The organism is Streptomyces sp. NPDC002889 (assembly GCF_042888425.1).
In the GTDB taxonomy this organism is placed as follows: Bacteria; Actinomycetota; Actinomycetes; order Streptomycetales; family Streptomycetaceae; genus Streptomyces.
The window spans coordinates 81,520-94,737 of record NZ_JBIAPT010000030.1 but is presented as its reverse complement, the minus strand read 5'-3'; the positions used below and the strand labels follow the sequence as shown (position 1 = coordinate 94,737).

Here is a 13,218-nt window from a genome sequence, read left to right as displayed (position 1 = left end):
CGGACACAAGACGCCGCATGCCTCCCTCACCCCGAGCAAAACCATGCCTGACCAGCAGAAATCAAGGCATCACGTTCGGTTGAGATACGGCTTCTGATGCGCGCGTGGTCCAGCCCCTGGCGGACGGCTTAGCCTGGTGGCTCATGCCTGGAGGCGTCGATCCACTCTTGCAGCACGAACAGCAGATAGTCGGTATCGGCCGGCTTGGTGACGTAGTCAGAGGCGCCCGATTCGATGGCCTTCTCACGGTCGCCCTTCATCGCCTTCGCTGTGAGCGCGATGATCGGCAAACCGGCGAACTGTGGCATCCTGCGGATCGCCCTCGTGGTCGCATAGCCGTCCATCTCCGGCATCATGATGTCCATGACGACGGCCGCGATGTCATCGTGCTGTTCCAGGACTTCGATGCCCTCGCGGCCGTTCTCCGCGTACAGCACCGAAAGCCCGTGCTGCTCCAGGACGCTGGTGAGTGCGAAGACGTTGCGGATGTCGTCGTCGATGATCAGCACCTTCTCGCCGTCGAAGGCGAGCGTCACGGCGACCGTCTCGGACCACGGCTCGTAAGACGTCCCGGTCGGCCCGCTCGGCCGGCCGGGCAGGTCGCTGGGCTGCCTTGCGGCCCCCAGCGCCCTGCGGCGCCTCCGGAACAGGGCTGCGGGTCCTGAGTTGTTCGGGTGCGCTGACGAGACCGGCTGGAGCGGCAGCGCAGCGTTGTCCGCCGAGCCCTCGCCGTCTTGTGCCCCCGCGTCCCTGGGGGCGAGCTGCGGACGGTCCTGCGGCGCCGGTTCGCTCGGCTGCAACGGCAGATACAGCGTGAATGTCGAGCCACGGTCGGGTTCGCTGACCGCGTGGATCTCGCCGCCCAGCAGCCGGGCGATCTCCCGGCTGATCGACAGCCCGAGCCCCGTACCGCCGTACTTGCGGCTGGTCGTTCCGTCGGCCTGCTTGAACGCTTCGAAGATCACCCGCATTTTGCCCGCCGCGATCCCGATGCCGGTGTCGGTCACGGAGAAGGCGATCATTTCGGCGTCCGGGGCGCGCAGAGAGCCGGCCTCCAGGAGCTGCTCTCGGATGGCCACGGGTACGTCCGCGCCCGCCGGCCGGATGACCAGTTCGACCGCGCCGCTGTCGGTGAACTTGACCGCGTTGGACAGCAGGTTGCGCAGTACCTGCAGCAGCCGCTGCTCGTCGGTGTGCAGCGTGATGGGCAGTAGCGGCGACACCCGTACCGAAAGGTTGAGGCCCTTCTCCGCCGTGAGGGGCCGGAACGTCGCCTCCACGTAGTCGACGAGCTGCACCAGCGCGATACGGGTTGGGCTGACGTCCATCTTGCCCGCCTCGACCTTCGACAGATCGAGGATGTCGTTGATCAGCTGCAGCAGGTCGGATCCGGCGCCGTGGATCGTCTTGGCGAACTCCACCTGCTTCGGGGAGAGATTGCCCTCCGCGTTGTCCGCGAGCAGTTTGGCGAGGATGAGCAGCGAGTTCAGTGGCGTGCGCAGCTCGTGCGACATGTTCGCCAGGAACTCCGACTTGTAGCGCATGGAGATCGCGAGCTGCTCCGCCCGCTCCTCCAGCACCTGCCGGGCCTCCTCGATCTCGGTGTTCTTCACCTCGATGTCGCGGTTCTGCCGGGCCAGCAGCTCGGCCTTCTCCTCCAGCTCGGCGTTGGAGGCCTGCAGAGCCTTCTGCCGGTTCTCCAACTCGGCTGTTCGATCCCGTAGTTGCTCGGTCAGCTGCTGCGACTGGCTGAGCATCTCCTGCGTTTGCTCCTGCGACCGGCTGAGCATCTCCCGTGTCTGCTGCTGCTCGAGGATCACTGTGCTGCTGTGCTCGATGAAGTCAGCAACTTCCTCGGGGATGTCATCCCTGCGTTCCCCCAGCCACCGCTGCGCTTCTGCCACGCGGGTGGCGGACAGAAGGTCTCTGTCCCGAGCGCGTTCCTCCATCACGGTCAACCATTGCTGGAAGCCAGCATCCTCCTCGACCCAGGACGACAGCCTGTCCCATTCCCGGATCAGGGCTTCGTGAGCGATCTCCGCCGTGTCAGGACCACCAGATCCCAGAATGACAAGGCGGCGATCGGGGTCGGCCAAAAGCTGGGCGGTAGACCAGTCATCGCCGAGGTGAGAGCGGTGCGCGGTGACGCGGACGGCACTTGCGGCTCCTCCGCGGGCGCGGATCATGGACAACAGTGCACGGCGGATGCGGTGATCGCCCAGCCGCAGATGCTCGCGCAACCCGCGATAGACGTTCTCCGCGTGCTGGTTCAGCGCCCCAGAAACGCCACCGAGGCCGTAGTAACTGTCGAAACTGATCTGCCGGTCGTGCTGCAAAGGCCACAGTTCCGTCAGCGTGAACTCCAGCAGCGGCAGACTCCCCACTGCTTTGCTGGCTTCGGCGGCAATCTTTTCTGCCAAGCCCGGGGTAAAGGTGACACCAGCCATATGGGCCGGCTCCACAATCACCCGGGCCAGTGCTGCCTCGTCCAGCGGAGAGACGTTCAGTTGCCGGTCCTGCAGCCGGGCGCCGATGTCCGGCATTTCCAGCAGGTCGGGCAGGAAGTCCGCACGTAGCGTGCACACCAGACGCACGTGCGCGTCCTGCACCGTGTCCGGGGGCGGCAGTAGATGCTGCAAGAACTTAAGCGGCTTCTCACCGCCCGGACCGCTGCTCAGTACCTCCTCGAACTGGTCCCCCACCAGCGCCAGACGTTGACCTGTCAGGACGGCAACCTTCGACGCCACAGCCCAGAATCCCTCTTCCCGAATGGCGCGGGATCGGTGTTCCAGTCGTTCCAGAGAGTGGTCAGCCCCAGGATGCTCCAGGTCGAGCAACGCGCGGGCCAGTGACTCATAGGGAGCCACTCCGGGACGGAACGTGCCCACTTTCCAGCCATCGCTTTCGAGGGCAGGGCGCAGACCTGCCGCCACCAGCGAGGACTTTCCGACCCCCGAAGGGCCGGTGACCATGACGAGGGGCTGCGCCTTCACCATGTCCTGCAGCCGTCTGACCTCGCGTTCGCGGCCCACGAACACCCCGGCCTTGGCATCCTGCGGTGTGAAGGCCTGCAGTCCGCGGTAAGGGCAGGGAGGAAGCACCGTCCGGCCAAGCACCTCGTCCCAGGCAGCTGCCACTTCCGACAGTGGGATGGCGTAGGCGTCCTGCGTTGCATCGTCTCTGCCGGCGATCGCCAGCATTCCCACGACTGGATCACCCCATCGATCCGTCCCCACAACCGGAGATCCGCTGTAGCCGGGCTGGGCCCGCAGGGCTGCTTCAGAGCGGGCATCGAGCTGGATCAAACCACCGCCGACAGCACCCCGTAAAAGACATGTGCTCCATGCCCCGTTGGTTCGACGTTCGGGTGTACGCGCATACCCGAACACCGATACCGGTGCGTCAGGGACGAGACCCACGCGTGCGTCCACCAGCCGTGCTGTGCCTGCTCCTCCAGGCAGCGTGTCGCCACCCACCACCACAAGCCCCGCGACGTCGCGGCCAGAGCCGACGGGCCCAGGGGGCGCGTCCCATGCTGCGACTCGACACACGCGCAACGGCGCGCCCTCACGATCGCCCAGTAGCACGAATTCAATCTGAATCCGTGCATCACCAGCCGGCGGCTCACGGTGGAACTTGTCACGGCCGAGCGCAGCGTTGATCACGTGGGCACACGTGACGATGTGCCGGTCACCCACCACGAAACCGACGCCCACGGGAGCGTCCGAAGTCCGTGAGCGGATTTTGACGATGAATCCTTCCCGCCGCGCATGCACGGCTCTAGGCGCGCTTCCACAGCACCCGCACGGCGAAGTTCACTTCTGCCGTCCCCTTGGCGATGATCACGCCGCTCTCGCCGCCGATCTTGAGACCGAACTCAATCTCCATCTCGTCAGGCTTGAGCTCCCGAACCGTTGCGGAGACCTGCGCCAGAGCCGGCTGCACACGCTCCAGCGCCTCACGCAGGGACGTCTGTGCCCGCGCCACCACACCGCCGTCCGCAGCCAGCTCCAGGTCCGAGCCTGCCAGGCCGCTGTCAACCTCGAAAACGGCTGTGCCCTCATTGTCATCCACGGTCATCATGACGAGTTCCGCCACGGCCCCCCCTATCGGACATACCCCTCGATTACGCGGCACCCATCCTGCGCCATTCAGCCCAGACCTCGCAGCAGAATCCACCGTCCTGGGTAAGAAGCCATCCTTCCGAATGTGATCGTTGAGTTCGGGGGGGTGGGCATGAACTCCGGTCGCTGGCGGGAGAGATGGGCGTGGTTGGTCCGCTCGTCTGGCTCAAGGAGGCGGCTGGTGCCGTCGGTACTTGGTCTGCTGGAGGCCCGGGAGAAGAACGTCCGAGAAGAGGTGGCTGGGCTGCGGGAGGAGGCCGAGCGGGTGCAGGCCGCGCTCATCGCGGCGGAGTTCACGCTTCAGCGTCTGGCCCAGGCCCGTGAGACGGTGGCCGAAGTGCTGGCCGAGTCGCCGTCCGCGGTCGCGGAGTCGGCGCGGAGCGCGGTGGCGGGATCGGTGGTGCCGCGGCGGGCCGAGGGCATGGCGGCAACGGTGCGCCCCAACGCGTCCTGCCGACTCCCTGACGCGGCGGCCCTGTGAGGGGCAGACGGCGGCGGCCGTCCCTGAACAGCTACATCGTGCCCGTCGTGTCTTCTCCCGACGAGGGCTCCCAGGCGCCGCTGAAGAGGGCCAACTCAAGCACGTCCGCGTGGCATGCGGGCCATCCGAGACGGGACGAGGCGAGTTGCTCGGTGGCGGCGGTCATCCATAGCAGGTACACGTCGTAACGGTGCGGGGTCCAGCCAATGTCGGACCAGATCCACGCCGCCACGTCGGCGGCGGACTGCAGCCCCGCGTCCAGACCGACGCGGGTTGCGTGAGCCCGCAGGACCCGCGATACCCGCCGGTCCAGAATCAAGGCCAGCGGACCTGTTCCTGCCTGCGAAGCCAGGGCCAAGTCCACGAAGTAGAGGAACTTGGTGAAGAACGCGGGTCCCAGACTGATGATGGCTCCGTCGAGCAAGCGGTACGCGGCTACCGCGTCATGTGCCTGAACAGCTCTCGCCGCTTCGGCCAGCGTGTCGGGGACGGACGGCTGCGCGAGGATTTCCTTCAGCCGGTGAGGCCCGTAGGACGTTGTGCCCTGGCCCCAGACATACGAGGCAACCAGAGCCTCGGCCCACGCCTCACGCGCAGCGGCGTCCCGCACCGCCTCAACGACCTTGGCCCGGGTTACTGTCACCACGTCCGTGCGAGACCGGTTGGCCAAGCGGCTCGGCCACGGGCTGATGGCCGACCAGCGTGACGGCCTGTACCCGACCGCATGACCGCCTGTACCCCTTGCGTACGGGTCTCCCGGACCTTCCAGCCATCGGCCCATGGCCGCAAGCGCGGAACCCGGCAGCAGCCGTCGGTGCATCTCCGCGTCCAGCGCATCTGCGAGATCCTGTCGCTTCAAGTCTCACCTCCGTATCACCGATATGCCCCGGTGCCATCCTGGTACCGCCCTCGGACAGACAACGTAGGAGTGCACGCTGGTTCGAGGACGACGACGTCTCGAGCAGCATGCCGCTCCAGTCCCACCAGACCTTCGACGACGTGGGTGTTGCGTCGGCACCGTGAATAGGCCTCCCCAGCTCAACACGCGGCTGGACCGGCTTGGTTGCCGAGGATCGGGAGGCTTGTGCGGTGACTGCTGTTCGCCCCACTCCGCGGCTATCCGTTGATGCACGAGGGGCTGTTGATACTGTGCTTGTCCGGTTCGCCTCTGACGATGCGGTAGGGCACCTTGCTGAAGTCCGAATACTTGAGGCTGCTGTAGCGGAGCGGGGCGAGCCGGTTCACATCGGCTTCCGAGAGGAGGGTCCGGATCTTCATGGGCGGACACAGGCTGCCTGCTGCCCGCACGGTCAGCGGTTCGCCGGACGACCCGCTCACGAACTGACTGTCCTTGCGTCCGTCGACTTCGTAGTCCAGGGCGATTCGGAAGTCGTAGGCGGCGCGTAGTGCCGTGACGTTCAGCACGAGCGTTTCCTTGTGCTTCTTCGGCAGCCCGATCCTGCGGCTCTGGAAGAACTTGGTCCCCGGTACGCCCTCACCGCGGCCGTCATCGGGGATCTTCGCCGCCGGGCGTGCGTCATCGACCACGAACTCCATGAGCCGCGCGCCATCACCCTGGGTGCCGATCAGGACTGCGGGGCCCGTGGGCACTTGACTGGTGGCGGTCTTCACCAGCCTGACGTCGTGGATGACCGCCTCGCTGTCCGCCAGTCCCTCAACTCCCACCGTGAGCGACACTCCGCCGACCACGTATCCACCGGCAGCCATCGCTCGTTCCATGTAGTCGAGAGGGTGATCCTCGAGCTTCGAGTAGGTGAAGAACGCCGCGGCTGCCTTCGTCTTGTCGCGAGGAAAGGCGATGGAACTGCCGCCCAGCAGGTCACTGGTCTGGAGCAGCGTGGTTCGCAGCGCTTTGGCGGCGGGCGGTGCTGCGAGCCGGCCGGCCGCGGTGTCGCTGACCTTTGATGCACCGTGTGAATCCTTGTCGTGCTGCCGCCCGCCGGAGTCGTCGGGCAGCACCCACACTCCCGTCGCCACGCCTCCCACCGCGAGGGCGATGACGACCGCTGCAGTCAGCTTTACTGCCCCTGGCCGTCGGGGTGTCTGGGGAAGCGGCTCGTTGCCGGGGAAATCCGCCTGCGGGAGGACCGCAGGCGGCTCCTGCGGAGACCGGTCGCTGGAGTCCACGCCTGCCGCTGCTGCCTCTGCACGGAGCCTGAGCAGTGGCGCGGAGTCGCTGCCCAGTGCGTGCGACAGTGCGACCACGGTGGTGTCGGTCGGCAGCTTGTCCCCGTTCAACGCCGCGCTGACGGTGCTGCGGCTCAGGCCGGCCTTGCGCGCCAGAGCTGCGGACGTCAGTCGGCTGTTTAACAAGTGGTCGCGGAGCTGCCTCTTCAGCTCGTTCAGCGCGTCTGATTGATCTTCGGTTGGCTGGTTCACACATCCCCCACGGCACCTGTGCAGAGTTGTCCATTGTTGTGCAGCCTGAACATCTTTGGACACTTCTTCCGTCAGGTTGAGCGCAATGCCCCTGCTCTCGACGGGAGACACCGTGGACCACTCGACAACCTCACTCGTTCTGGCCGTACTTGCCCTGACGATCGGCGCGATCTTGGCCGCTCTGGTCGCAGCGGCTGCCGGGTTCTTTGCCCACCGAGACGGCCGGTCCGTACCGTCCGCCATGACCAGTGCTGGCACCGCCTTCGGTGGCACCTACACCATCGTCCTGGCGCTGATGGCCGTCGTGGCCCAGTGGCTGAAGTGAGGCTGCGCCCAGTGCGACTCCTGCGGCGCCGTGGAGAAACACTCCCGGCGCCGCGAGTCGCCTCGGCGGCCGACCTGTCCAGGGCAGCCGGTCGTGTCCGGCCGCCGGATGGACCGCCACCGTATGAGGAGGCGTGCGCCTATAGGGGCGGGGCAAGGATGTCCAGCACGTCCGAGGAGACCACCCTCGGCTCTTCCTTTGGCTGCTGCTCGTGCAGAGTGCCGCTGGCGCCCAAGGCACCGGACGTGAGCACCAGGCGTGTGCCGTCGCGGAGTTCTCGTACTTTCGCCATGGTGTTGTCCTCGGCCTTTGTCCAGCGCCGTCCCTCAAGTCGCCACAGGCCCGGGGGAGCCGCGACCACCCGCGGATTTTGCCGACTGTGATCGCAGGTCCATGCCTCCACGGCGGCGAAGAGTCGTCCCTTGCGGTCCCACCACAGGTCGTGGACACCGAGGCCACCGGTGGACCCGGGTTCACCACCGGGCGCCTGCGCTGCGGAAAGGTCCGTGGTGACGGTCTTCCCTGTGCGGGAGTCCATCAGCATCACCGACTGGGCGGTCTCACACGCTCCGCCGTGCACACCGCCGATCAGGGCGACATCCGCACCGGGGTAAGACGAATGCGTACTGGCGGCCGCCAGCGGGACGGGCGAGTCACTCCCGCTCGATCCCGCATCCCGCACGGCCGCGTCTGTTCCGAGAACGAACAGATTCTCCGGGCCCCCGTACGCCGAGACCTGGGCCGGATCGCTGGCGGCCAGCACAGCCTTTCCCGGCAGACCTGTCAGGATCCGTACGGTGCCGCCCTGCCCAGGAAAGGACACCTCGAAGAACACCGGCGGATCCGCTGATGCGAGATCGAGGCGCAGCACGTGACCGCCGCCACGCTGATACGCCAGTACACGGCTTCCACCGGCCGGGCCCGCGCTGGCGCATCCCGGACAGGGTATCTGCCGTGTCCGACCCGTTGCCGCCTCCACGGCGACCAGCTGCTGCCCGGCCAGCTCGACCCCGGACCCCGACGTACGCTCCGCAAGAAAGAAGAGATATCGACCATCGAGTGTCCATCGGGGCATTTCGGCGCCTGGCGTTGAGAACTTCCCGGTATGCCGGGCTACCTGCCGACCGTCGCTCACGACCACCATCGCCTCAGCCGTCACGAACGCATAGGCCGCACGGGCCTTCTGGCTGCCTTCCGAAGTCTCGCCGCTCGTCCCTGGCCCCGGCCGCCCGTTGAACCACCAGGCAGCCGACAGTCCCACGAGAATCAGCACCACAGCCAGACCTGCCGGCCTCACAAGCCTGCCCATCCGCACCCCCCTGTACCTGAGGCCAGCACCGTAGGCCCATGGGCATCCCTCGGCCTGGTGAACCCCGGATCTTCCTTCTCTCAACACCCCAGTGCCGCAACTGCTGTGCTGTGTGGGGCTGGTGAGAGGAAATCGGTAGACGGGTGCCCTAACTGCCACCTCCGCTGAAGCCCCACCAGCCCAGTCCGTCGGCGAAGGGGCGGGTGGGGGGCTGGGCCCCGATGCGGCGCAGCAGGTCGCCAAGCCCGGGAGGTGCTTTGAGTGTGGGGGTGATCCTCGCCGAGAAGATGGGTCTGGCCGTTGAGTACGGCGCGGTACTCGGCTTCCGCTGCGTTGAAGTCGCCTCGCTGGCCAGCGATCCATGCCAGATTGTGTCGCGTCCAGAGGGTGTCGATGTGATCAGCCCCAAGGAGCCGTAACGGCCTTCGAGCACCGCCTGAAAATCCGACTGGGCCCCGTCCAGGTCCCCGCGCAGGTCCCGCACACGTGCCAGGGCGTGTTGGGTCCACAGCGTATCTGGATCATCGTCCCGCAGGACTCGGCGCTGGATGTCGAGCAAGGTGCGGTACTCCGATTCCGCGGCTGCGAAGTCACCGGCCAGATCGGTGAGGTGCACACGGTGGAAACGCAGCCTCAGGGCGGTTCGGCCCTCGGAGGGAAGCATGGCCCCCACCGTAGCCACCTGGTCGGTCGCGGCTCTTGCGACCCCGTACAGGCCGGCGTCCGTGGCGTATTGGATGCAGGCGATGGCCGTGACGGTGAGGGTCTCCGCCTTCGGGCCGTTGTCCCCGTCCCCAGCCTGTTCCAGCAGCCGATGCATATGAGCGGTGGCGAGGTGCCAAAAGGGCCAGTCGGCCGGGTTGCGGGGGTCACGCCTCGCCGCGGCGTCGTGCAGGCCCTTGCTGGCCAACGCGAGGTATTCACCGCGAGACGCGCGAACCTCGTGCAGTGCACGGGTTACTTCAGCGACAAGCGGATGCAGAGTTACTGTGTAACTCGCCGGATCCTCGGCGTTGAGGTCGGGAACTTGGGCTGTGACTAAGCCGAAGTCGGCGAGGGCGTTGATCGCTTGCTGGAGGTCGACTTCCGGCTGGATCTGGAATTGCGGGGACGCACGAAGGGCTGAGGGGGAGAGCACCTCCGTGTAGGGGATGGGTCGGGGAGGACATGACGACCACGCAGCCCGCGACCGCCGTCGCGACATCGCTCGCCCAGGTCCCCGGCCAGTTCCCGCCCGACGTTCTGGCCCGGCTCGAGCAGATCGACCGCGACGCCACCGAGCACGTCGAGGACAACCGGCCGGAGAAGACAAAAGGGTTGTACGCCGCCGACTGTCGCGCGTGGGAGGCCTTCTGCGCCGAAGCCTGCCTGCCGCCGCTCGCCGTCCGCTCCGGCACACTGGTGCTGTTCGTGGAGTGGTGCTGGGTCCAGCCCGGGTACACGCCGGGCCTGTTCCTCTCCCCGGCCACCATCGACCGCCGTCTGTCCGGCATCGTCGTCACTGCTCGGCGCCAGCACAAGCTGCAGCTGGCCGCCGACGTCGCCGAAGAGGCCCGCGCCCTGCTCAAGGCGAAGAAGAAGGCCCTGAAGAAGGCCGCCGAGGAGCGCGGCCGCGGCCCGGCCCCGGCCCTGCTCGTCAAGCACATGCTGCAGATCGCCCGCACCCTCCCCGACGACATGTGGTCGAGAAGCAAGGCGGATGGGCCAAGGGCAGCACGGTCATGCGCGGGTACCGCGAGGATGACGACCGATGGGAAGAAAATGCCCTGATCGGCGTGCTGTAAGAGACCGTGACCAGCAGCGGGATGCCCCCCGCATGCCTGCAGCCAGCGCACTGCCCAGTGCGTTATGGTGGTCGTACGGTGTCCACTGCGGACATGCTCGACCGCTCGTCAAGGGGTCGGGAACCACGAAGAGCCCAACTGGATTGCAGCCAGCCGGGCTCCTCGCGAAGTGGTCTAACTATCGAGCCCGGCCGTCGTCCATTCGGCCGGGCTCAGTTATGAGCGCAAGCAGCCACAACGCCGGGGTCATAGTTCACATCCCGCTCTGCAGGATGCTCACCACCCACTCGATGAACTTCACGATCGCGGGAACCACCATCAGCCAGTCGACCGCAGCCTGACCAATGGACAGGCGTCGCTCACGACTTGCCTTCTCGTGCTCGCTGTCGTGCGTCACCGCACCTCCCAACTGACCCCAAAAGCCCTGGAGTCCAGGGTCTTCACCTCCCAACGAGGCGAAGAACGGGAGGGGTTGTTCGAAGGCAGCCACCAGCATAGGTGATGCCGTCACCCCCGAAAGGCGAGGGACCACAACTTGTGGGCGGCACGCACAAGCCAACCACTAGATCTGGGGTTTGGTTGCGTTTTCGTGTCATAGCACGTGTCGCACGGCGCGGGGCTGCGCCGACGCTTCCGTTGGGCAGTACGTCCGCGCCGTACCGACGCCAGCTCTGTACCAGAAAGCCATTGCCGGCGCCCTGGACCGGGTGCGCTGCCGACGGCAACGACTCCATGGAGTCGTTCGCCAACGCGCACCGGACCTGCGTCTATTCACTCGAACGCATGTTTGGCGCAACCTTTCGAAACCAACTAGGAGTATCGCCGAGGCGAGCTCAAGAGGGGCTATGGGATGATCTTGAATCCCTGACAGCCCGGCCCGTCACCCGTTCGGCTCAACGTCGTTTGTGGTGATGTTGGGCTGTCGTCTGGGCCGGGGTGGGTTGTGAGCTCGATCGAGCGGACCGCGTATCCTCGGTTCAAGCGGCTGATCACCGCGCATGAACTGCATCTGTTCTTCTCGCCGAACCGGGACGAGGCCGAGTGGGCGGTCGGTGCCACGGACTGCGATGAGTTCTGCTGGCCCTGCTGCTGGTGCTGACCCCCTCCGTGGCTCCTGCAGCGGCAGGGATAGTCGATGGGTGACCCAGACAGTGTCACTATCACTGCCCCGGTCGCTCCCAGAGCCGATTCGAGCCGGCGCATGCCATGAATGACGCAGGAGGCGGTCGGGCTGTCCAGCACGTCGTCCGTTGCCCATCAGCTGATGGCCCTGGAGCGCAAGGGATTCCTGCGCATGGAGATCTCCACTCCCTCAGGCGAGCACACATCTGTGACCGTCCTCGTCTGGGCGGCTCTCCGACGGGCGACTGGTGCCTGCGTGCCGCCTCTCCTGCCGATGCCATAGTGGCGCGCTTGACGCGGTAGGGCTCTTACCGCGCCGCGCGGCCGAGCCGCCCGGGTCACCGCTTCAGGTAGAGGGCCAGAGCCACCCATACGGCGACGGCGAGCGTCAGAGCCGGGATGAGCGACGGGTGGGAGACCGCGATCATTCCGGCGAATCCGGTGCCCAGCAGAGCCACCACGGTGCGAGTGCGGTCGTCGGTCATGTGTCCTCCTGATATCGAGACGAATGTCCCGCCGTCCCGGTCGGCGGCCGCCACGGTGAAGCACTCGGGGGTTAACGACGCAACCCCTTGAGCACGCTCGGTACCCAGCAGACAGGAGCCGCCCCAGAAGCGAAAACCCCGCCGTGGCGGGGTTGGTCCTAGATCCAGACCGTCAGTGGGTGCGGCCGTATTCGAGGAAAATGGGCGTCTATCTGGACCGACTTGGCTCAGAGCCAAGACAGGAAAGACGTGGCGCCCCCATCCCTCGAATCTCACCTACTCACGGAGTAATCGGTCCGTGGCGGCCTCGAAGTCTTCGAGTGAGTCGAACGCTCGGTGCACGGACGCCAGTCGGCACTTGGGCAGCCGACTTGCGCGGCCCGCCGGTGCCCCGGTGTGCTGTCTGCCCGGCCGAAGTGGGGGTTGGCTGCCGTACTCCCGCCGTCGCGCCGGAGTTCGAGGAGCCGGGATGGCGCGAACTGGCCGCCCACGCTGCAGGAGCGGAGTGCCAGCCGAGGTGGCCGCGACAGCCGATCCGCCCGGTACGACCAGGACCGCGACCAGGAGGCGCGGCAGCTGGCCGGCGGGCAGAACGGCGACGAGGCTGACGCCTACCTGAGAGTCACGCACGCCTTTGTACTCAGTCCCTTGTACTGCGTATATACCTGCGTATCCCTCGGGAACTTGGGGCCGGTGTGACCTTCCGTCACTTACCGTGCACGAGGGCCTAGCATCGGTTGGGGCCGTTCGTGTATCGGGGAGAGTGCGTGATACGAGACCTGGTCTTCAAGGAGACCGCCCGCGCCCAGTTCGATGCTCTGTCTAAGGAGCGGAAGACCGACGTCGGAAAGGCCCTGCTGGAGATCGTTCAGGAAGCCGACCGGCACGGGGTATGGCGGTCCGAGGACAGGCACTGCCTGGCCGTCACCTACGACGTACACACCAGCGCGGTCGTTGTGACCGGCATTGGCACGGACCAGGCCGACCCGGCCAGTCTCGGTCAGCCCTACGAGGGCATGGCGATGCGGCCCGGCGGACGTGGCTGGATCCATCTGAATCCCCACGAGGAGTGACGCCCCGTCACGGCTGGCGGCCCCGCGCCCGTGGGGTGCGGCCTCTGTGGGCGGTTTACGTGGCCTGGCTGTTGCCGTCTGGGCCGTGTGCCGAATGGCGGTGAATGAGGCTGGC

12 protein-coding genes and 4 pseudogenes are annotated in these 13,218 nt (G+C 66.6%); 6 read left to right on the top strand and 10 right to left on the bottom strand.

Annotation, left to right across the window (positions count from 1 at the left end; translation table 11 throughout):
- Positions 1 to 128 precede the first annotated feature (128 nt).
- The 3 genes and pseudogenes from ACFYWI_RS33230 to ACFYWI_RS33220 form a co-directional block, all read right to left on the bottom strand.
- Positions 129 to 1,757: pseudogene (locus ACFYWI_RS33230) on the bottom strand (hybrid sensor histidine kinase/response regulator); the annotation flags it as partial.
- A 231-nt stretch (positions 1,758 to 1,988) separates the two neighbouring features.
- A pseudogene (locus ACFYWI_RS33225) lies at positions 1,989 to 3,701 on the bottom strand (AAA family ATPase); the annotation flags it as partial.
- A gap of 79 nt (positions 3,702 to 3,780) precedes the next feature.
- On the bottom strand, positions 3,781 to 4,098 hold the full coding sequence (locus ACFYWI_RS33220) for a CU044_2847 family protein (protein ID WP_389239484.1): 318 nt from the start codon (positions 4,096 to 4,098) through the stop codon (positions 3,781 to 3,783).
- Positions 4,099 to 4,305: 207 nt separating this feature from the next.
- Between ACFYWI_RS33220 and ACFYWI_RS33215 the strand changes: the two genes are divergently transcribed.
- Positions 4,306 to 4,605 carry a hypothetical protein gene (locus ACFYWI_RS33215; protein WP_389239483.1) on the top strand — a complete coding sequence of 100 codons (300 nt, stop codon included), beginning with the start codon at positions 4,306 to 4,308 and terminating at the stop codon, positions 4,603 to 4,605.
- 31 nt (positions 4,606 to 4,636) lie between these two features.
- Here ACFYWI_RS33215 and ACFYWI_RS33210 read toward each other — a convergent pair whose 3' ends face one another.
- Both ACFYWI_RS33210 and ACFYWI_RS33205 read right to left on the bottom strand, forming a co-directional pair.
- Positions 4,637 to 5,386, bottom strand: coding sequence for a hypothetical protein (locus ACFYWI_RS33210; protein WP_389239487.1), 750 nt, complete (start codon positions 5,384 to 5,386; stop codon positions 4,637 to 4,639).
- 335 nt (positions 5,387 to 5,721) lie between these two features.
- Entirely contained in the window at positions 5,722 to 7,005 is a 1,284-nt protein-coding gene (locus ACFYWI_RS33205) for a helix-turn-helix transcriptional regulator (RefSeq protein WP_389239482.1), read from the bottom strand.
- Positions 7,006 to 7,090: 85 nt separating this feature from the next.
- Here ACFYWI_RS33205 and ACFYWI_RS33200 point away from each other — a divergent pair, with 85 nt between their 5' ends.
- A complete protein-coding gene (locus tag ACFYWI_RS33200) occupies positions 7,091 to 7,330 on the top strand; it encodes a hypothetical protein (RefSeq protein WP_389239481.1) in 240 nt (79 codons plus the stop codon).
- A gap of 139 nt (positions 7,331 to 7,469) precedes the next feature.
- Here ACFYWI_RS33200 and ACFYWI_RS33195 read toward each other — a convergent pair whose 3' ends face one another.
- The 3 genes and pseudogenes from ACFYWI_RS33195 to ACFYWI_RS33185 all read right to left on the bottom strand — a co-directional run.
- The gene (locus ACFYWI_RS33195; protein ID WP_389239480.1) at positions 7,470 to 8,201 is read right to left on the bottom strand and encodes a hypothetical protein; all 732 of its coding nucleotides are present in this window, start codon (positions 8,199 to 8,201) and stop codon (positions 7,470 to 7,472) included.
- Between the two features lie 518 nt (positions 8,202 to 8,719).
- Positions 8,720 to 9,148 (bottom strand): tetratricopeptide repeat protein, encoded by a 429-nt coding sequence (locus tag ACFYWI_RS33190; protein ID WP_389239486.1) that lies wholly within the window; start codon positions 9,146 to 9,148, stop codon positions 8,720 to 8,722.
- Positions 9,073 to 9,303: pseudogene (locus tag ACFYWI_RS33185) on the bottom strand (tetratricopeptide repeat protein); the annotation flags it as partial. The pseudogene ACFYWI_RS33185 and the gene ACFYWI_RS33190, both read right to left, overlap by 76 nt.
- Before the next feature lie 503 nt (positions 9,304 to 9,806).
- Here ACFYWI_RS33185 and ACFYWI_RS33180 point away from each other — a divergent pair.
- The gene (locus tag ACFYWI_RS33180; protein WP_389239479.1) at positions 9,807 to 10,409 is read left to right on the top strand and encodes a hypothetical protein; all 603 of its coding nucleotides are present in this window, start codon (positions 9,807 to 9,809) and stop codon (positions 10,407 to 10,409) included.
- Between the two features lie 267 nt (positions 10,410 to 10,676).
- On the opposite strand, the gene ACFYWI_RS33175 is transcribed toward ACFYWI_RS33180, so the two are convergent.
- The gene (locus ACFYWI_RS33175) at positions 10,677 to 10,913 is read right to left on the bottom strand and encodes a hypothetical protein (protein WP_389239478.1); all 237 of its coding nucleotides are present in this window, start codon (positions 10,911 to 10,913) and stop codon (positions 10,677 to 10,679) included.
- 453 nt (positions 10,914 to 11,366) lie between these two features.
- Here ACFYWI_RS33175 and ACFYWI_RS33170 point away from each other — a divergent pair, with 453 nt between their 5' ends.
- On the top strand, positions 11,367 to 11,522 hold the full coding sequence (locus ACFYWI_RS33170; RefSeq protein WP_389239477.1) for a hypothetical protein: 156 nt from the start codon (positions 11,367 to 11,369) through the stop codon (positions 11,520 to 11,522).
- Between the two features lie 111 nt (positions 11,523 to 11,633).
- Positions 11,634 to 11,735 (top strand): annotated as a pseudogene (locus ACFYWI_RS33165) (repressor LexA); the annotation flags it as partial.
- Between the two features lie 148 nt (positions 11,736 to 11,883).
- On the opposite strand, the gene ACFYWI_RS33160 reads toward ACFYWI_RS33165, so the two are convergent.
- Positions 11,884 to 12,030, bottom strand: a complete 147-nt coding sequence (locus tag ACFYWI_RS33160; protein WP_389239476.1) for a hypothetical protein — start codon at positions 12,028 to 12,030, stop codon at positions 11,884 to 11,886.
- A 767-nt stretch (positions 12,031 to 12,797) separates the two neighbouring features.
- Between ACFYWI_RS33160 and ACFYWI_RS33155 the strand changes: the two genes are divergently transcribed.
- Positions 12,798 to 13,103: a hypothetical protein gene (locus ACFYWI_RS33155; protein WP_389239475.1), complete on the top strand. Its 306-nt coding sequence runs from the start codon at positions 12,798 to 12,800 to the stop codon at positions 13,101 to 13,103.
- The last annotated feature ends 115 nt before the right edge of the window (positions 13,104 to 13,218 follow it).

Excerpts from the sequence above, each read along its gene's own strand:
- ACFYWI_RS33180 (WP_389239479.1), top strand. The coding sequence starts at position 9,807 with ATGACGACCACGCAGCCCGCGACCGCCGTCGCGACATCGCTCGCCCAG.
- ACFYWI_RS33200 (WP_389239481.1), top strand. The coding sequence starts at position 7,091 with ATGCCCCTGCTCTCGACGGGAGACACCGTGGACCACTCGACAACCTCA.
- ACFYWI_RS33210 (WP_389239487.1), bottom strand. The coding sequence starts at position 5,386 with ATGGGCCGATGGCTGGAAGGTCCGGGAGACCCGTACGCAAGGGGTACA.
- ACFYWI_RS33160 (WP_389239476.1), bottom strand. The coding sequence starts at position 12,030 with ATGACCGACGACCGCACTCGCACCGTGGTGGCTCTGCTGGGCACCGGA.